This is a genomic window from Qipengyuania sp. SM2512, from assembly GCF_054954005.1.
This window is the reverse complement of the sequence record NZ_CM143134.1, coordinates 182,286-200,995: the sequence shown is the minus strand read 5'-3', so window position 1 is coordinate 200,995 and position 18,710 is coordinate 182,286. Positions and strand designations below refer to the sequence as shown.

18 protein-coding genes and 1 tRNA gene are annotated in these 18,710 nt (G+C 66.9%); 13 read left to right on the top strand and 6 right to left on the bottom strand.

The window, feature by feature from the left end:
• Window positions 1-70: 70 nt before the first annotated feature.
• From murB to ACQ5J0_RS00980, 13 genes are all read left to right on the top strand, one after another.
• Window positions 71-949 (top strand): UDP-N-acetylmuramate dehydrogenase, encoded by an 879-nt coding sequence (murB, locus tag ACQ5J0_RS01040; RefSeq protein WP_462570151.1) that lies wholly within the window; start codon window positions 71-73, stop codon window positions 947-949.
• 127 nt (window positions 950-1,076) lie between these two features.
• Entirely contained in the window at window positions 1,077-2,069 is a 993-nt protein-coding gene (locus tag ACQ5J0_RS01035; protein WP_462568675.1) for a D-alanine--D-alanine ligase, read from the top strand.
• Complete coding sequence (locus ACQ5J0_RS01030; RefSeq protein ID WP_462568674.1) at window positions 2,062-2,964, top strand: cell division protein FtsQ/DivIB; 903 nt, start codon at window positions 2,062-2,064, stop codon at window positions 2,962-2,964. The genes ACQ5J0_RS01035 and ACQ5J0_RS01030 overlap by 8 nt, the downstream gene beginning before the upstream one ends.
• A complete protein-coding gene (ftsA, locus tag ACQ5J0_RS01025) occupies window positions 2,964-4,247 on the top strand; it encodes a cell division protein FtsA (RefSeq protein WP_462568673.1) in 1,284 nt (427 codons plus the stop codon). The genes ACQ5J0_RS01030 and ftsA overlap by 1 nt, the downstream gene beginning before the upstream one ends.
• 133 nt (window positions 4,248-4,380) lie before the next feature.
• Complete coding sequence (ftsZ, locus tag ACQ5J0_RS01020) at window positions 4,381-6,189, top strand: cell division protein FtsZ (RefSeq protein ID WP_462568672.1); 1,809 nt, start codon at window positions 4,381-4,383, stop codon at window positions 6,187-6,189.
• Between the two features lie 137 nt (window positions 6,190-6,326).
• On the top strand, window positions 6,327-8,024 hold the full coding sequence (locus tag ACQ5J0_RS01015) for an SPOR domain-containing protein (protein WP_462568671.1): 1,698 nt from the start codon (window positions 6,327-6,329) through the stop codon (window positions 8,022-8,024).
• 179 nt (window positions 8,025-8,203) lie between these two features.
• Window positions 8,204-8,653 (top strand): type III secretion system chaperone family protein, encoded by a 450-nt coding sequence (locus ACQ5J0_RS01010; RefSeq protein WP_462570150.1) that lies wholly within the window; start codon window positions 8,204-8,206, stop codon window positions 8,651-8,653.
• A 137-nt stretch (window positions 8,654-8,790) separates the two neighbouring features.
• Window positions 8,791-9,540 (top strand): Bax inhibitor-1/YccA family protein, encoded by a 750-nt coding sequence (locus ACQ5J0_RS01005; RefSeq protein ID WP_462568670.1) that lies wholly within the window; start codon window positions 8,791-8,793, stop codon window positions 9,538-9,540.
• A 191-nt stretch (window positions 9,541-9,731) separates the two neighbouring features.
• On the top strand, window positions 9,732-10,697 hold the full coding sequence (locus ACQ5J0_RS01000) for a hypothetical protein (protein ID WP_462568669.1): 966 nt from the start codon (window positions 9,732-9,734) through the stop codon (window positions 10,695-10,697).
• A gap of 102 nt (window positions 10,698-10,799) precedes the next feature.
• A tRNA-Ala gene (locus tag ACQ5J0_RS00995) sits at window positions 10,800-10,875 on the top strand.
• 141 nt (window positions 10,876-11,016) lie between these two features.
• Entirely contained in the window at window positions 11,017-12,078 is a 1,062-nt protein-coding gene (gene obgE / locus ACQ5J0_RS00990; RefSeq protein WP_462568668.1) for a GTPase ObgE, read from the top strand.
• 24 nt (window positions 12,079-12,102) lie between these two features.
• Entirely contained in the window at window positions 12,103-13,221 is a 1,119-nt protein-coding gene (gene proB, locus ACQ5J0_RS00985; protein WP_462568667.1) for a glutamate 5-kinase, read from the top strand.
• Complete coding sequence (locus ACQ5J0_RS00980; protein ID WP_462568666.1) at window positions 13,218-14,126, top strand: NAD-dependent epimerase/dehydratase family protein; 909 nt, start codon at window positions 13,218-13,220, stop codon at window positions 14,124-14,126. The genes proB and ACQ5J0_RS00980 overlap by 4 nt, the downstream gene beginning before the upstream one ends.
• A 3-nt stretch (window positions 14,127-14,129) precedes the next feature.
• Here ACQ5J0_RS00980 and ACQ5J0_RS00975 read toward each other — a convergent pair whose 3' ends face one another.
• The 6 genes from ACQ5J0_RS00975 to cobA are packed head-to-tail and all read right to left on the bottom strand — an operon-like array spanning window position 14,130 to window position 18,680.
• A complete protein-coding gene (locus tag ACQ5J0_RS00975; protein WP_462568665.1) occupies window positions 14,130-14,708 on the bottom strand; it encodes a hypothetical protein in 579 nt (192 codons plus the stop codon).
• Window positions 14,709-14,752: 44 nt separating this feature from the next.
• Window positions 14,753-15,511 (bottom strand): phosphoadenylyl-sulfate reductase, encoded by a 759-nt coding sequence (locus tag ACQ5J0_RS00970; RefSeq protein WP_462568664.1) that lies wholly within the window; start codon window positions 15,509-15,511, stop codon window positions 14,753-14,755.
• Window positions 15,508-15,987, bottom strand: coding sequence for a DUF934 domain-containing protein (locus ACQ5J0_RS00965; RefSeq protein ID WP_462568663.1), 480 nt, complete (start codon window positions 15,985-15,987; stop codon window positions 15,508-15,510). Before ACQ5J0_RS00965 ends, ACQ5J0_RS00970 begins: the two co-directional genes overlap by 4 nt.
• On the bottom strand, window positions 15,980-17,629 hold the full coding sequence (locus tag ACQ5J0_RS00960) for a nitrite/sulfite reductase (protein ID WP_462568662.1): 1,650 nt from the start codon (window positions 17,627-17,629) through the stop codon (window positions 15,980-15,982). The genes ACQ5J0_RS00965 and ACQ5J0_RS00960 overlap by 8 nt, the downstream gene beginning before the upstream one ends.
• Window positions 17,629-17,925 (bottom strand): DUF2849 domain-containing protein, encoded by a 297-nt coding sequence (locus ACQ5J0_RS00955; protein ID WP_462568661.1) that lies wholly within the window; start codon window positions 17,923-17,925, stop codon window positions 17,629-17,631. Before ACQ5J0_RS00955 ends, ACQ5J0_RS00960 begins: the two co-directional genes overlap by 1 nt.
• Window positions 17,922-18,680 carry a uroporphyrinogen-III C-methyltransferase gene (cobA, locus tag ACQ5J0_RS00950; RefSeq protein WP_462568660.1) on the bottom strand — a complete coding sequence of 253 codons (759 nt, stop codon included), beginning with the start codon at window positions 18,678-18,680 and terminating at the stop codon, window positions 17,922-17,924. The genes ACQ5J0_RS00955 and cobA overlap by 4 nt, the downstream gene beginning before the upstream one ends.
• Window positions 18,681-18,710 lie beyond the last annotated feature (30 nt).

Genomic DNA, 18,710 nt, shown 5'->3' with positions numbered 1-18,710 from the left:
TGTGTGGAATTCCGACAGCGGCTCGGCGCCGGGCGGCGAGACCGAGAGCGGCGTCGATGCACCGATCTCGATGCAGGGATTGCGCGGAAAGCTGACGCCCGATGCGCCGCTGGGGAAGCTGGTCTGGTTCAAGGCCGGCGGGAAGGCGGACTGGCTGTTCGAGCCCGAGGACGCCGACGAGCTGCGCATCTTCCTCGAACGGCTCGAGGGCAGCCTGCCGGTGATGGCGCTGGGGCTGGGCTCCAACCTGATCATCCGCGATGGCGGCGTCCCCGGCGTGGTGGTCAAGCTGGGCAAGCCGTTCGCGAAGGTCGAGGTGAAGGACGATTACGTGCTCGCCTGCGGCGCGGGCGCGCATGGCATCCTCGTCGCCAGCACCGCGCGCGACGCAGGCGTGGCGGGGCTCGAATTCTTGCGCGGCATTCCCGGCACCGTCGGCGGCTTCGTGCGGATGAACGGCGGCGCCTATGGCCGCGAGGTCGCCGATGTGCTGATCGATTGCGATGTGGTGATGCCCGATGGCCGCAGCCACACTCTGCCGGTAGCGGACCTGCAATATTCCTACCGCCATTCGGTGCTGCCACTGGGCACGGTGGTGACCGGCGCGCGCTTCCAGGGCGAAGCGGGCGATCCCGAGGCGATCGGCGCCGAGATGGACCGGATCGCGCAGGCGCGCGAGCAATCGCAGCCGATCCGCTCCAAGACCGGCGGCTCGACCTTCAAAAATCCTCCGGGTCACAAGGCCTGGGAGCTGGTCGATGCCGCGGGCTGCCGCGGGCTGACGATGGGCGGCGCGCAGGTGAGCGAAAAGCACACCAATTTCCTGATCAACACCGGCACCGCGACCAGCGCCGATATCGAAGGGCTGGGCGAGGAAGTGAAGCGCCGCGTTTACGAGCACAGCGGAGTCGAACTCGAATGGGAAATCCAGCGGGTAGGCCGGCCATGACTATCACCATTAGCCAATCCCCGTTCGCCTCGAGCGAAGTCGAAAGGCGGCGCACGGGTGTCTCGACTTCGCTCGACACGAACGGGTCAGGCAAGAACAGCCTAAATTTCAACGCGAGCGCAGCACCATGACTCTTCGCAAACTCCACGTCGCCGTGCTGATGGGCGGCTGGGCCAACGAACGCGAAGTCTCGCTGATGTCGGGCGAGGGCGTCGCCAAATCGCTCGAACAGGGCGGCCACCGCGTCACCCGCATCGACATGGACCGCGATGTCGCCGCACGCATTAGCGCGGCCGCGCCCGATGTCGTCTTCAATGCGCTTCACGGTGTGCCCGGCGAGGATGGCACGGTGCAGGGCATGCTCGACCTGATGGGGGTGCCCTACACCCATTCCGGGCTCGCCACCTCGGTAGTCGCGATCGACAAGCAGCTGACCAAGCTGGTGCTCGGCAGCCAGGGAATACCCTTCCCCGGCGGGCGGATCGTCAGCACCGAGGAAATCCACCGCCAGGACCCGCTGCCGCGCCCCTATGTGCTCAAGCCGGTCAACGAGGGCTCTTCGGTCGGCGTGGCGATCGTCACCGACGAGGCCAATTACGGCAATCCGATCGATCCATCGGCTGCGGGGCCGTGGCAGCAGTTCGACCGTCTGCTCGCCGAACCCTTCATCCGGGGGCGCGAGCTGACGACCGCGGTGATCGACACGCCCGAAGGTCCGCGCGCGCTGATGGTCACCGAACTGGTGCCCAAGTCGGGTTTCTACGATTTCGCCGCCAAATACACCGACGGCATGACCGAGCACGTCTGCCCGGCGCAGATCCCCGAGCGGGTCGCCGAACTGTGCCGCGAATACGCCTCGAAGGCGCATCTCCTGCTGGGCTGCGAAGGCACCAGCCGGACCGATTTTCGCTGGGACGATGATCTGGGCGAGGACGGGCTGTTCGTGCTCGAAACCAACACCCAGCCCGGCATGACCCCGCTCAGCCTGGTGCCCGAACAGGCGCGCCATGCGGGAATCGAATATGGCGAGCTGGTCGAGATGATCATCGGTGCGGCGCTGCGTAAGCATTCGGACAAACAGGCCCGGGACCAGGCGAGCAAGGCGGCCCGCGATGGCTAAGGTCACCCGCTCGGCCACCGGGGTGCGGCGTTCGGCCGCCACCCGCAACCGCCAGCAGAAGACCCGCGCGGCGCGCAAACACACCGTCACGCTGTTCGACCGCGTGATGGCGCTGCTGCCCTTCACCGACGAGCAACTGCATAAGATATTCCTGTTCCTGATCATCTCCGCGGCGCTGGCAGCGGCATGGCTGGTCGCGAGCCTCGCCGGCGTCCCGCAGATGGCGCAGGCGCGGATGGCGGTCGCCGCCTCGGATGCCGGGTTCGAGGTGCGCAAGGTCAAGGTCACCGGCGTCGAGCGGATGAACGAACTCAAGGTCTACGAACGCGCGCTCGCCGAACGTGACCGGCCGATGCCGCTGGTCGATCTGCAGGCGGTCCGCGCCCGGCTGCTCGACCTGTCCTGGGTGCAGGACGCACGCGTCTCGCGCCAGCTGCCCGACACGCTGATCGTCGACATCGTCGAGCGCGAGGAACATGCGGTGCTCAAGAAGCCGGGCCGGCTGATGCTGGTCGATGCGCAGGGGCACGAGCTCGAACCGATCTCGGAGGCGAACGCGAAGGACAAGCTGTTGATCGGCGGGCCGGGGGCGCAGATGCAGGTCGCGGCGCTCGACGATCTGCTCGACGCCGCACCGGCGCTCAAATCGAAGGTGGCGGAGGCCGAATGGGTCGGCAACCGCCGCTGGAACCTGACCTTCAAGACCGGGCAGGTGCTGGCGCTGCCCGAGGAGAAGGCCCCTGCGGCGCTGGTGCGCTTCGCCACGCTCGATGGCCGCCATCGCCTGCTCGGCGGGAGAGCGACCGCAATCGACATGCGCGTGGCCGACCAGGCCTATTTCCGCTGCAGCGACGGCCCGTGCAATCTCGGGCAGCTGGTCAAGGTCGAGGAGTGATGGCGGGTCCGCGCATCATCCGTGCCTTTGCCGCGGTCAACATCGGTTCCTTCCGCGTCTCCGCCATGATCATGGGGGAAGACGAGAACGGCGCGATGGTGGTGCTGGGCTCCAGCCACCGCAAGAGCGAAGGCGTGAAGCGCGGCTACGTCACCGAAATGCGCGCCGCCAGCCACTCGATACGCCAGGCGGTCGAGAAGGCCGAGCAGAACGCGGGCACCAATGTCTCCAGCGTCTGGATCGGCTGCGCCGGGGCGGGGCTCTACAGCCGCATCGCCAGCGTCGAGATCGCCATCGGCGGACGGCGGATCGAAGACGACGATATCGAGCACCTGCTCTACGCCGCGCGCGATCACATCCAGCCCGATGGCCGGATGGTCCTCCACGCCCAGCCGGCGCATTACACGCTCGACGGCGCGCATGGCATCGCCAACCCGCAGGGCCTCCACGCCGAGGCGCTCGGGGTCGATATCCACGTCACGCTGGCCGAGGGTGCGCCGGTCAAAAATCTTATCGAGGCGGTGCAGATGGCGCATCTCGAGGTCGAGGCGGTGGTGGCGAGCCCGCTCGCCAGCGCCTATGCCTGCCTCAGCCCCGAAGAACGCGATCTGGGGGTGGCGCTGATCGAGATCGGCGCCGAGGTCACCAATGTCTCGGTCCACGCCGCCGGGATGTTGCTGGGGCTGTGCTCGATCCCGCTCGGCTCGAACGACATCACCGATGCGCTCGCGTCCAGCTTCGGGATCCGGCGCGGTCAGGCCGAGCGGCTCAAATGCGTCTCGGGTTCGGCGATGAGCAGCCCGACCGACCACCGCGAGATGGTCCCGGTCAATGCGCCCGGCGACGATGGACCCGACGGACGCCTCGCGCGTGGCGCCGACGAGCACAACCGCATCCCGCGCGCCGAACTGGTCGCGGTGGTGACCGAGCGGCTCTCCAGCCTCACCGGCGAGATCCACAAGGCGCTCAAATCAATGGGCTTTACCGGCGCGCGCAGCGGGCAGGTGGTGTTGACCGGCGGCGGCGCCGAACTGCACGGCATCGCCGAGTTCATGCAGGCGGCGCTGGGCCGGCCGGTGCGGATCGGCAAGCCGCCGCGGCTGCAGGGCCTCCCAGAAGCGCATGCCACCCCCGGTTTCGCGACGCTGGCGGGGCTGTGCCTCTACGCCGCCGACGACCCGGTCGACATTCGGTCGGTGGGCCCGAGCTATCAGCCGACCAAGCGCTATCGCGGGATGGGTCTGGTCAATCGCGTGTTTCAGGCGGTCCGCGAGTATTTCTGAGCCTGCCGTTACGGCCATCCACACCGCACGTGCCTTGTGGAAAAGCCGATTAAAGCTTTGCATGGTCGAATCAAACTGTGCCAAACTGTAACGAACCATTATCAAATATCTGATTTCCCCGGAGCCAACCTCGATGAGCATCAATATCGGACCCGCATCTTCCGACGATCTGCGGCCGCGGATCACCGTGGTCGGAGTCGGCGGGGCGGGCGGCAATGCGATCGCCAACATGATGCAGGCCCAGATCGAGGGCGTCGACTTCATCGTCGCCAACACCGATGCGCAGGCGCTCAGCACCGCTTCGGCGGAAAAGCGCATCCAGCTCGGCCCGGACATCACCGGCGGTCTCGGTGCCGGCGCGCGCCCCGAAGTGGGCAAGGCCGCGGCCGAGGAAACCGTCGAGGAAATCGAGCACGCGCTCGAAGGCGTGAACATGTGCTTCATCGCCGCGGGCATGGGCGGAGGCACCGGGACCGGCGCCGCGCCGGTCATCGCCGAAGCGGCGCGCAAGAAGGGCGTGCTCACCATCGGCGTGGTGACCAAGCCGTTCCTGTTCGAAGGCACGCGCCGGATGCGCGCCGCCGAAGCGGGGATCGAGGAGCTGCAGAAGCACGTCGATACGCTGATCGTCATTCCCAACCAGAACCTGTTCCTGGTCGCCAAGGCCGATACCACCTTCAAGCAGGCCTTCGAACTCGCAGACGAGGTGCTCCAGCAGGGCGTCCGCTCGATCACCGATCTCATGGTCATGCCGGGCCTGATCAATCTCGACTTCGCCGACGTGCGTTCGGTGATGAGCGAGATGGGCAAGGCGATGATGGGCACCGGCGAGGGCGAGGGCGAGAACCGCGCGCTCGAAGCCGCCGAACGCGCCATCGCCAACCCGCTGCTCGACGGCGTCTCGATGGCCGGGGCCAAGGGCGTCATCATCTCGATCATCGGCGGCGAGGACATGAAGCTGCTCGAAGTCGACGAGGCGGCGAACCACATCCGCGAGCTGGTCGACGAGGATGCCAACATCATCTGGGGCTCGGCTTTCAATCCCGATCTCGATGGCAAGATCCGCGTCTCGGTGGTCGCCACCGGGATCGATCAGCACGCGCAGACTTCGGCGCCCTCGCGTTCGGAAAACCGTCCCTTCTCGATGGGCGAATCGCGCGCTCCGCAGCGCCCCGCGCTCGACCTGCCGCGCCGCGCCGAGGAGAGCGAACCCTTCGAACTCAGCGAAGGACTCTCGACCGAGGCCGGCTCCTACGACGACAGCGCCGCCAGAGCCTCCAGCGAACCCGATTACGGCGACGACGAGCCGATGGAGCTGACCGAAGCCGAATATGCCGGCCCTGGAAATACCAGCGACGGTGGCACTGCAGGCGCCAAGAACGCTGGCGGCGGCATGAGCTTCGGCGTCTCCTATCCCGATGCGGACGAGGATGATGTCGAGGATGTCGACGACATCGTCGATCCGCTGGCCGGTCTGCGCAACGATCGCGACGATGAATTCGACGATTTCGACGATGTCGAATTCGACAATTCCATCCCGCAGCAGTCGGTCGAAAACAGAGCGCAAGCCTCCTCTGCGCCGACCAGCCGCGACGACCGCCGCCCCGCGGGCGAACGCTCGGGTGGCTTCGCGAGCGGCGGCTCGCAGGACGAACTCGAACTCGATGCCGATCAGATGGAACCGGCCGACAGTCCGCTGGCTTCCAAGCCCACGCGGCGGCGCATGCCCGGCTCGGGCGATGCCGATGCGGCTCCAACGCCGGCGCCCCGCAGCGGCGCTCCTGCCGCCGGTGGCGCCGCCTCCGGCAGCACCCTGTTCGAGCGTATGGCCAACCTCTCACGAGGCTCCAGCCCGCGCGTTCAGGAAGAGGACGACGAGGACGACGACGGCGGTTCGGCACTCAACATTCCGCGGTTCCTCGGTCGCCAGAACAACCAGTAAGGCTCGCTGGGGGGGCGTCAGTCAGTCTCGATCCGGATCGGTCGGGGCTCAACAGGGCATCATGGCACCGCGCCGGACGCGGCAGTGACGGAGCGCATTTCTTGCAATCGCTTGCTCGACTTTCCCTGAGCCTCTCCTTGAGCGGGCTCGTGCTCGCCGGACTGCCGCAGGCGGTTGCAGCGCAGAACGCGATCGTCCAGCCGTTGCCTCCGCCCGAGGCTGAGGATCTCAACGAAGCGCTGCGGCGCCTATCTCGGAGCCCATCCGACCTCGATGCCCTGCTCGAAGCGGGGGAAGCCTCGGTCGCGCTCGGCGACAGCGATGCGGCGATGGGATTTTTCGTAAGGGCGCAGGATATCTCGCCCGGAAATGCGCGCATGAAGGGGGGCCTGGGCAGGGTCTTCCTTGCCGAGGGCCGTGCCATCGAGGCGTTGCGCTTCTTCGCCGAAGCGGAGGCCGCGGGCTATCCCCTGGTGGAGATGGCCGCGGATCGGGGGCTTGCTTTCGATCTCGTCGGCGACAATTTGAGGGCGCAGGAACTCTATCGGCTGGCCCTGGCGCGCAACGACGATCCCGCCACCAGCAGGCGGCTGGCGCTGAGCCTCGCGATCGCGGGGAAGAGGGCGGAGTTCGAGCGAGTTTTGTTGCCGCAATTGCAGGATGAGGATCGCGCCGGGTTTCGCACCCGCGCCTTCGGTCTCGCGATCCTGGGCGACGAGCGCGAGGCGATCTCGATCGCCGAGGCGCTGATGCCGGCCGATCTGGCGCTGCGGATGACGCCCTATCTTCGGTACATGGCGCGCCTGACCAAGGCACAGCAGGCCGCTGCTGCCAATCTCGGCACCTTCCCCCGCGCCAGCGACATCGGGCGCGATATGCCCGCCATCGCTGGCTATGCTGACCAGGGAAGCGCGATTTCGCGGCAGGCCGACGCCTCGCTGACGCCCAGCGGCCCGGCGATGGGCTCGAGCCGTCCAGCGCAGGCAGCCGTTACTCCGGCGGTTTCGCCCAGCCAGTCGGACCGCACGGAACGTCGCGAGGCCGAACGCAGCGAGCGTCAGGCGCTGGCGGGACTCGATCCGATATCGCGCGCACGGGCCAGATCGCAGCAGACCCGCGCGGCTCCGCCGGCCACAGCTGCTCCCGCGCCGACACCCGCTCCAGCGCCCGCGCCGGAGCCGGTCGAAGGCGCAGGACCCGTTCGGAACCCCACGCCGGTGCCGGCTCCGGCGCAGCTGGCGATCGCCTTACCGACCGAGGCGGCACCGATGACCGCAGCGGCTACGCCTCTCCAGGGGCCAGCCATCGAGCCCGAGGAGCGCATCGAAGCTTTCGACCTGGCCCAGTCCACTGCCGGGACGGCAGAGCCAGCACCCGTTCTCGCAGCCGATGCCGGTCCGCTACCGAGCGGGAGTCTCGAGGATGTCTTTGCGGAGTTCGAGGCGATCCCGGCGGCGCCCCCCAGAGCCGTCCTCGGAGCGGTCGATGTCACCGCCATCCAGCCGCCGCGGGAACGGGCGGCTCCGCCATCCGCGCCCGAGCGCGCCGCTCCGCCCGTCGTCGAGCATCCCTCGCGCCACTGGGTGCAGGTTGCGACCGGTCGCGACCGCGATGCGCTCAAATTCGACTGGCGGCGCATCTCGCGCAACGCCCAGACTCTACTCGATGGCAAGGGGCCTTTCGTCACCCCCTGGGTCGAGGCCAATCGGCTGCTCGCCGGGCCTTACCCCAGCGCCGCAGAGGCACGCTCGGTGGTGGCCAAGCTCAAGGAACTGGAGATCGATTCCTTCACCTTTCAGAGCCCCCGCGGGCAGGAGATCGAGACGCTCGACTGAAGGGGGCGGCTTGTGCACAGCGTTTGCACAAGCCAGAGCGGTTCTCCCCAGCACCGATGTCTCGCCCGATTGCCAAGCATCGTAGCCTTCCGGCAGTTACCATCCATGATCTGGATGGGACGCAAATTGTGAGAGCGGTCGAAAGCTATGAGGGCGACGAAGATTCTGCGCCGATCGAGATGCTTACCGCGCTGTTCGAGGCACGCGGCTGGCCATGTGAGGCGACTCGCGACGAGCTGAGCGGTGAAATCCAGGGCAGCTGGGCGACCTATCAGGTGAAGGGGATCTGGCGCGCGGAAGACAATGTCCTGCAGGTGCTGTGCCTGCCCGATGTCCGCGTCGCGAAGGAGCATCGTGCGGCGGCCAACGAACTGGCCACGCTGGTCAACGAGCAGCTCTGGCTCGGCCATTTCGACATCTGGTCCAACGGCGGGGTGCTGCTCTATCGCAACGGGACGCTGCTGGCCGATAACGGCATGCTCAGTCTCGCGCAGGCGCAGGCGCTGATCGAGATCGCGGTCGACGAATGCGATCGCTTCTATCCGGCGTTCCAGTTCGTGCTGTGGGGCGGCAAGAGCCCCCGCGACGCGCTGGAAGCTGCGATGGTGGATGCTGCCGGAGAAGCCTGACCGGCTTTGGAAAGTTATTCTTCTCCGGCGCGTTGCACCACCGGTTTTCCTTGAAAATCACCACCACAAAGCCGATATTGTCACCATGGAGCGGGGCGCGTCGTGCGCAGATGTCCGCACAGAGGAGTTGGATTGAAATGGCCGATTGGAACGACACTGAGCAGCGACGGACGGGCTTCAGCTCGGTCCCGCGCGCTGGCGACGCCGTTGCCCGGCGCGAAACCTTCGACGCGGGCCTGCGCTCGCATATGCTCTCGATTTACAATTACATGGCGTCGGGCGTGCTACTCACCGGCATCGTCGCGATGCTGACCGCGCGTTCGGGCTTTGCCTACACGCTGGCGCAGGGCGGCCTGCTGTTCTGGGTGGTCGCTTTGGCACCGCTCGGCTTCGTCCTCGCGATGAGCTTCGGCGCGAACAAGTTCTCGCGCGGGACGCTCCAGGCGATGTTCTGGGGCTTCGCGATCACGATGGGCCTGTCGCTCAGTTCGCTCCTGCTGGTCTACACCGGCGAGAGCATCGCGGCGACCTTCTTTGCCACCGCCGGCGCCTTCGCTGGTCTGAGCCTGTTCGGCTACACCACCAAGAAGGATCTGTCTGGCTTCGGCACCTTCCTGATCATGGGCGTCATCGGTCTGATCATCGCGTCGGTGATCAATATCTTCATGCAGTCGAGCATGCTCGAGCTGGCAATAAGCTTCCTCGGCGTGCTGATCTTCGCTGGCCTGACTGCCTATGACACGCAGCGGCTGAAGCGCGAGTACCAGCATCTGCGCGGGACCGAGTTTGCCGGCAAGGCGATCATCCTGGGCGCGCTGAGCCTGTACCTCGACTTCATCAACATGTTCCTGTTCCTGCTGCGCTTCATGGGCGTCAACCGCGAGTAAGCCCGCTCGCTCCGTCGCAGGATGGACTCAACTGATCGTGCCCGGGGCGCAATTCGCGGCCCGGGCATTTTCATATCTGGCGGGGACGGTTAAGACCCGCCGCTTAAGCCTGTATCAATCCGAGTGATCGTAGATTGCAGGCACCGAGAGTATTAAGCATGCCCGAATTGCATCAGGGAGGGTCGCAGCCCATGCGCCGCGCACGTATAGTTCACATTCGACTGGCCGCCGTGGCCGCCGCACTGGCCACTCTCGCCGCCTGCGCCACGCCTCCCCCTCCGCCTCCTCCGCCGCCTCCGCCGCCGCCGCCGCCGGTCGAAGTGATCCCGCCGCGGCCGTTGCCGCCCGGCGGTGCCACTCCGGTAATGACCATTCCGATGGTCGGCGTCGATGGCGTCCGCCAGACGGTTAACACTGGTCTGTCGGCTGCGCAGGTCACCTGGAACCTGCGTTCGGCGCTCAACGTGGCGGCGCTCAATTGCATGACCACGGAGCATGGCGGGCTGCTGGCGAATTACACGTCGTTCCTCGATCGCTATGCCAGCAAGCTGTCGGCGACCAACCGCGCCCTCGCCAGTGAGTTTCGCGCCGAATATGGCCCGGCATTTCGCGATGTGCAGGATTCCTACATGACGCGGGTCTATAATTACTTCGCGCTGCCGCCGGCGCAGGATCGGTTCTGCGACACCGCGCTGGTGATCAGCGCCGAGGCACTGTCGCCGGATGTGACCGATCTCGATGTCTTCGCCGCACAGGCGCTGCCGCGTATCGAGCGCGAGTTCGAAACCTTCTTCCGCGCCTATGAGCAATATCGCACCGATCTGGCGGCATGGGATGCCCGCTACGGTCCGCCCGCACCCGAAGTACGGACGACCTTCTACGGCAATGCCGATACCGCTACGGCCGGCGCGACATCGATGGGCCAGTCACTGGGAGAAGACACTCCGCCCCAGGGCCAAGGAGTAATCTTCGTGCCGGGAGCTGCCGCCGAGGAGCCGACCGAAATCGAGACCACCGCGGTTCCCGCGTCCGATGCCGTTCCGGCGCCCGCGCCGCTGCCGACGCAGGGTCCGATCATCCTTCCCGAAGAGACCTTGCAGTCGCCGGGATCCGATTATGGCCCGGCGCAGGATGGCGAGACCACGGGCAGCGAGTAGTGCTTCCGGTTTAAGGCTTTGCACGCGCGCGCGCATTCCGCTAAGGCGCGCGCTCGCTCCCTTCCGGACCATCGTCCGGATGCGGGAGGATCGACCTGGAACGGGGCCGTAGCTCAGTTGGGAGAGCGCGTCGTTCGCAATGACGAGGTCAGCGGTTCGATCCCGCTCGGCTCCACCAGGTCCTTGATTTCATCCGGAAACACAGTCGTTTTCGTCCCGCACACGCTGCGACGCCTGCATTGTCTTCGGTTTGCCGGCGTTGGCGCGCCCTTGCCGACCCTCAAGGTCCGTTCTAGCTCTGCCACAGAGGCAAACGACGATGCATTTTCTCGACCAGGCCAAAATCTATCTCAAATCCGGCGGCGGCGGCCCCGGCGGCGTCAGCTTCCGGCGTGAGAAATACGTCGAATACGGCGGCCCCGACGGCGGCAATGGCGGCAAGGGCGGCGATATCATCTTCGAGGCGGTCCAAGGCCTCAACACGCTGATCGACTTTCGTTATTCGCAGCATTTCAAAGCCGCGCGCGGCACGCATGGAATGGGCAAGGATCGCACCGGCGCGGGCGCCGACGATCTGGTGATCCCGGTCCCGGTCGGCACGCAGATCCTGTCCGAGGACAAGGAGGAGGTGCTCGCCGATTTTACCGAGGTCGGCCAGCGGATCGTCTTCCTCGAAGGCGGGATCGGCGGCCGCGGCAACGCCAGCTACAAGACCTCGACCAACCGCGCGCCGCGCCAGCACCAGCCCGGCATTCCCGGTCAGGAGTTGTGGGTCTGGCTGCGGCTCAAGCTGCTCGCCGACGTCGGCATGCTGGGCCTGCCCAATGCGGGCAAATCGACCTTCATCAACCAGGTCTCCAACGCCAAGGCCAAGGTCGGGCATTACGCCTTCACTACGCTGGTGCCCAAGCTGGGCGTCGTGCGCCACCGCGCGCGCGAATTCGTGGTCGCCGATATACCCGGTCTGATCGAGGGTGCGGCGGATGGCGCGGGTATCGGGGATCGCTTTCTGGGGCATATCGAGCGTTGCCGGGTGCTGATCCATCTGGTCGATATCTCGGGCGACGATCCCGCCGCGGCGATGCAGACCGTCCAGGCCGAGCTAGAGGCCTATGGCGCCGGGCTCGCCGACAAGCCGCAGCTGATCGCGCTCAACAAGATCGATCTTGCCGACGACGAACTCGCCGATGGCTTCGCCGCCGAGCTGCGCGAAGCGGGCGCCGAACGGGTGTTCAGCATCTCGGGCGCGACCGGCGCTGGCATGGAAGCGCTGCTCGACGCGGTGCTCACCTATCTGCCCGACCGGACCTCGACCGAGACCAAGGCTGCCGAAGTCGAGGATACCGAAGCGGCGGATCAGATCGTCTGGTCGCCGATCTGACGGTTTTGCTCTAGTCCAGCACCGATGGAAATCGCCCACCTTTCGGACCTGCGCCGCGCGCGGCGGCTGGTCGTCAAGATCGGCTCGGCGCTGCTGATCGAGAACGGCAGACCGCGCGCCGAATGGCTGGGTTCGCTGGTTGGCGAACTGGCGAAGCTGCGCGAACACACCGAGATCCTCGTCGTCAGCTCGGGCGCGATCGCGCTGGGTGCGGCGCGGCTCCGGTTGGCGAAGGGAGGGCGCGGCAGCCTTGCCGATGCGCAGGCGGCAGCCGCGGTGGGGCAGGTCGAACTCGCCCGGTTGTGGTCCGAAGCGCTCGACCGGCATGGCATCATCGCCGCGCAATTGCTGGTGACGCTGGGCGATCTGGAAGACCGCCGCCGCTATCTCAACGCCTCGGCGACGCTGGCGCGGTTGATCGAGGCAGGCGCGGTCCCGGTGATCAACGAGAACGATAGCGTCGCCACCGAGGAAATCCGTTTCGGCGACAACGACCGGCTGGCGGCGCGAGTGGCGCAGGCCGCGGGCGCCGACGCGGTGGTGCTGCTGTCCGACGTCGACGGGCTCTACGACCGCCATCCGGGCGAATCCGGTGCCGCGCTGATCGAGCGGGTCGATGGCGTGACTCCCGAAATCGTCGCCATGGCATCCGAGGTTTCGGGCTCGGGTCTCGGGCGCGGTGGCATGCTCGCCAAGATCGAGGCGGCGCGGATCGCCGAACGCGCAGGCATCGCGCTGGCGATCGTCAACGGGACGCACCACGCGCCGCTCGGCAAGGCGCTGGAGGCGGGTCGCGGAACGCTGTTCCTGCCGCAGCGCGACGAGGGTGCGCGCAAGGCCTGGCTTGGCGGGCGTCTGGCAATTGCCGGGGTGCTCAGCGTCGACGAGGGCTGCGTCGCGGCGCTGGGCCAGGGAGCGAGCCTGCTCGCGGCCGGACTGGCCGATGTCGCGGGCGAGTTTGTCCGCGGCGATCTGGTGGCGATCCATGGGCCCAGGGGCGAGCGACTGGGACAAGGGCTGGTCGAATATTCCAGCCACGAATGCCGCGCGATCCTGGGGCTGCGCGAGGCCGAGCAAGCGGAGCGGCTGGGCTATGCGCCGCGCGCGGCGGTGGTCCACCGCGACCACATGGTGCGGGCATGACGATCGCGGTCACCGGCGCGACGGGCTTCGTCGGACAGGCGCTGCTCGATGCCGCGGCGCGGGCGGGAATGCCACTGCGCGCGCTGACCCGGAGGCCGCAGGACAAGCGCGAAGGCGTCGCGTGGGTCGCAGGCGGGCTTTCCGATCGCGGTGCACTGACCGAGCTGGTCCAGGGTGCAAGCGCGGTGATCCATGTCGCGGGCCTCACCAACACTCCCGATCCGGGGCAGTTCGAACAAGCCAATGTCGCGGGCACCCTGGCGCTGCTCGATGCCGCGCGCGAGGCGGGGGCGGGGCGGTTCGTCTTCGTCTCCTCGCTCTCGGCGCGCGAACCTTCCCTTTCGGCCTATGGCGCCTCGAAGGCGCGCGCGGAGGAGCTCGTGACCGCCAGCGGACTCGACTGGAGCATCGTGCGTCCGCCAGCGGTCTATGGCCCGCGCGACCGCGACATGTTCGAACTGTTCCGCTCGGCCAAGCTCGGCGTGGTACCGCTGCCTCCTCGCGGCAGGACCTCGCTGATCCACGTCGACGATCTCGCCGAATGCCTGTTGGCGCTGGTGCCCGGAGGTGCCAGCGTGAGCAGCGCCTGTTTCGAACCCGACGACGGCCGCGGCGGGGGCTATGAGCACGACGAGATGGCGCGGATGATCGGCGCGGCGGTCGGGCGCCGGGTGTGGACGCCGCATCTGCCCAAGCCGCTGCTCAAACTGGCGGCGCGGGGCGATCGCCTGCTACGCGGAGACGGAGCCAAGCTAACCGAAGACCGGGTCGGCTATATGACGCATCCCGACTGGATTTGCCGGCTGACACACGCAGTCCCGTCCGAGCTCTGGCGACCGCGCATCGCGGGGGCCGAGGGCTTCGCCAGCACCGCGCAATGGTACCGCGACGCCGGCTGGCTCTAGGCACTATTGCACCAGCGGAACGGCGCATTGAGCGCCGTATGCCTCGCGGTAAGGCCTGTTCCAGCAGCGCTCGAATCCCAAGAGAACGTTGAGATTGGGCGGCCAAATCATTTTGACGGTGATCCCGTCGGGCCGGGTGAAACTGTTCACTTCCGGCTCGGGGATCGTTTCCAACTGCTCGATGGAGCGCCGCAACCCCTCGCGGTCCCGCGTCAGGAACGCGATCGTGCCGGAAACATAGTGGTTCCATCCGAAATCGTTGTCGGCTTCCGGCGCCTTATAGGTCAATTCGAACAGGGCGATGGCCGCTTCGGTCTGCCCGGCGGTCGCGCGCATCTGCCCTTCGTGCCAATAGAGGATCGAGTTGTGATTGCGTTTCCGGTGTCGCCATTCGCGGATCAGCTCGGCCGCAGCCGTTTCGCACCCGTCCCTTTCGGCGAGCACCCGCCATCCGCCGTCCAGGTCCTGATCGAAGGCGTTCCGATCGAGCGCCAGCATCGCCTCTACGTCGTAGGCACAATCGGGCGCAGGCGGAGCCGGTTCGGCAGGCTGTGCAGCCGCCAGCAAGAGGGCAATGAACATTTCGGCAGGCTAACGCCGCATTGCCTGAACTCAAGCCAAACCGATCAGAGGAAGGGTTCTTCGCCCGGCTTGTGGATGCCGCATTCGGTCTTGTCCCAGCCGGCCCAGCGGCCCGCGCGCGGATCGTCTCCTTCGGCGACCGGGCGGGTGCAGGGCGAGCAGCCGATCGACGGATAGCCGCGTTCCACCAGCGGATGGCGCGGCAGATCGTGTTCTTCGAACCAGGCGGTGATACGCTCGGCATCCCAGTCGATCAGCGGGTTGATCTTGAGCCGCCCCTGAACGTCGGAGGTGTCGATCTCGAAGCGCGGCAATTGCGCGCGGGTCGATGACTGGAACGCCTTGCGCCCGGTGAAGGTGGCGTCGTAACCGAGCAGCGCCTTGGCCAGCGGGCGCACCTTGCGGATCTCGCAGCAGCCATCGGGATCGAACGACCAGCGCAGCCCGTTCGCGTCTTTGGTCCCCAGTTCGTCCAGTTCGGGGTAGAGATTGATCAGATTGGTCAGCCCGAGTCGCTCGACCAGCGCATCGCGATAGGCGAGCGTTTCGGGGAAATGCTTGCCGGTCTCGAGGAACAGCACCGGGATGCCCGGATCGATCTGCGACAGCAGATGCAGCAGAACCGCGCTTTCCGCGCCGAAGCTGGAGACCGTCGCTATGTCACCGACCAGATCGTCCGCCATCACCGCGCGCAGCATCTCCTGCGTGTCGCTGCCGCGGAACATGCGGTTGAGACGGATCGCGTCGTGCTCCGAGAAGCGCGGCCGCGTGTCGAGCCGGTCGATGGCGCGCAGCTCGTTCATGCGTGCCGCTTGCTCCAGATCGGGGTCCGGTCGTCGGCGGCGGACTGGTAGACCTCGGGCCAGCGCGCCAGCGCCGCCTCCACATCGCCCGCATCAAGCGGCGCGTCGGGATCGAAGGAATCGAAGCCGCAGCGGCGCATATAGGCGAGCTGGTCGACCAGCACATCGCCCACGGCGCGCAATTCGCCCTCGTAGCCGGCCTCGCGCAGGATCCGTGCGGAGGAATAGCCGCGCCCGTCGCCGAAGGCGGGGAAATTGACCTCGACCAGCTTCACCCGGTCCAGATGCGGGATCAGTTCGCGCGCCTCGTCGCCCGGTTCGATCCGGACCGCGAGCGCATCGTCCTGTTCGACGAAGGCATCGACCGTCACCGCCGCATGGTCGGCGATGTCGTCGCTGCGGTAGCGCAGCAGGCCGCTGTTGTGACCCTGCCCATCGCCCTGAAGGCCATCAGTGTTGGTTACCGGATCAGCCATAGAGTGCCTCCTTGAACGGGGTCATGCCGATACGGCGATAGGTGTCGAGGAAGCGCTCGCCCTCGGTGCGTTCGCGTAAGTAGACATCGGCGGCGGTCTCGACCGCATCGACGATGCCGTCCTCCGAGAAACCGGGGCCGGTGATCTTGGCGAGCGCGGTGTCTTCCGCCTCGCTCCCGCCGAGCGAGAGCTGGTAGTTCTCGACGCCTTTGCGATCGACCCCGAGGATGCCGATATGGCCCGCGTGGTGATGACCGCAGGCGTTGATGCAGCCCGAGATCTTGAGCTTGAGTTCGCCCAAAGCCTCGCCCTTGCCGCTGGCCTCGAAGCGTTCGGAAATCTTTTGCGCGACCGGGATCGAGCGGGCGTTGGCGAGGCTGCAATAGTCGAGCCCGGGACAGGCGATGATGTCGCCGATCTGGTCGAGATTGGGGGTCGAGAGCCCGGCGCCGTCGAGCGCGCGCCAGACCGCGGGCAGATCGGCCTCGTGGACATGCGGCAGGACGATGTTCTGGGTGTGCATCACCCGCAATTCGTCGAAGCCGTAGCGCTCGGCGAGGTCGGCCATCAGCCGCATCTGCTCGGCGGTGGCGTCGCCCGGAATCCCGCCGACGGGCTTGAGGCTGATCACCGCGGAGACGTAGCCGGGTGCCTTGTGCGGGTTTGTGTTGCGCTGCACCCAGCGCCGGAACGCCGGGTCGGAAGCGGTTTCTTCAGGCTCGCTGGAAGCCGTAGCCGCGTCGGCCGCGCGGAACGCGGGGTCGGCAAAGAAAGTGCGGATCCGCTCGAGCTCGGCGAAGGGCGGCTCCACGCCCTGCTCGAGCATCAGCGCGTATTCGGCCTCGACCTGGCGGGTGTATTCCTCCGCGCCCAGCTCGTGGACGAGGATCTTGATCCGCGCCTTGTACTTGTTGTCGCGGCGGCCGTGGCGGTTGTAGACCCGCAGGCAGGCCTCGGCATAGGTGATCAGCCGGTCGAGCGGCACGAACTCGTTGATGCAGGGCGCGATCATCGGGGTGCGGCCCATGCCGCCACCCACGTAGAAAGCCGCGCCCACCTCGCCGTCCTGCTCGACGATCCGGATGCCGATATCGTGCAGTTTCATCGCCGCGCGGTCGGTCTTCGAGGCGATCACCGCGATCTTGAACTTGCGCGGTAGATAGGCGAATTCGGGGTGGAAGCTCGACCATTGCCGCAGCAGTTCGGCATAGGGGCGCGGATCGACCACTTCATCGGCAGCGGCGCCGGCGAAATGGTCCGAGCTGATGTTGCGGATGCAATTGCCGCTCGTCTGGATGGCGTGCATCTCGACGCTGGCGAGATCGGCGAGGATATCGCCCGCATCCTCCAGCTTGATCCAATTGTACTGGATGTTCTGGCGGGTGGTGAAATGGCCGTAGCCGCGGTCGTATTTCTCCGCGATGTCGGCGAGCGCGCGCATCTGGTCGCCGCCGAGCGTGCCATAGGGCACCGCGACGCGCAGCATATAGGCGTGGAGCTGGAGATAGAGCCCGTTCATCAGCCGCAGCGGCTTGAACTGGTCCTCGGTCAGCTTGCCCTCGAGACGGCGGCGGCACTGGTCGCGGAATTCCTCGACCCGGGCGTCGACCATCGCCTGGTCGTATGTGTCGTAGCGGTACATCAGATCACCCACTTGCCGATATCGGGATCGGCGGGTTTGAGGGTCAGGTCGGGGCGCACGGTGGGACCGAGCGCGCGCACCCGGTCCTTGATATGCGCGGGGCGGGGGCTGCCATCGGCGAGTTCGGCATCGATGACATAGGGGACATTGACCCGGCGCGCGGATTCTTCGCGGCGGGCGATTTCGTCTTCCTTGCCGGTGACGTCGACCGCATCCTCGACATGGAGCGACCAGTCGCTCCCGGTCCACCAGGTGACCGCTCCGGTCTTGAGATCATTGCCGGTGAGAATTCTCATTGTGCGGTTTCCTGTGCAAGCTGGGCGAGCGTCGCATCCTCGCGCGCGGTCACTTCGCCGATCACGATCAGCGCCGGGCTGACCACGCGCTCGCGCTCGACCAGATCGGGTAGCGCGGCGAGCGGGCCGCGCAGCACGCGCATCGCGGAGCGGGTGGCGTTTTCGATCACGGCGATCGGCATGTCGGGGGCGAGTCCGTCGGCCATCAGCTTCTCGGCGATCTGCGGCGCGGTCTTGACGCCCATGTAGATGACCAGCGTCCGGCCCTTGCCCGCGAGCCCGGCCCAGTCCTGCTCGGCGAGCCCCTTGCACTGGCCCGCGACGAAGCTGACCGCGCTCGAGGCGTCGCGGTGCGTGAGCGCAATCTGCGCGGCGGCGGCAGCGCCGTTGGCGGCGCTTATCCCGGGGACGATCTCCACCGCGACACCGGCGGCACGCGCGGCTTCGGCTTCCTCGCCGCCGCGCCCGAAGACCAGCGGATCGCCGCCCTTCAACCGCACCACCATCCGCCCGGCGCGCGCTTCGCGCACCAGCAGGGCGTTGATATCCTCCTGCGCCATGCTGTGATGCGCGCGGCGCTTGGCGACCGAGATGAGCGTCGCATCCCGGTGGGCGAAATCGAGAATGTCGTCGGAGACCAACCCGTCGTGAACGATCACGTCGGCGGCCGCGATCAGCCGCGCGGCGCGCAGCGTCAGCAGGTCGGGATCGCCGGGTCCGGCGCCCACGAGATGGATGATGCCTGTGTTTCGCATGAGGGGAAAATGCCCCCGCGCTCGCTTCGG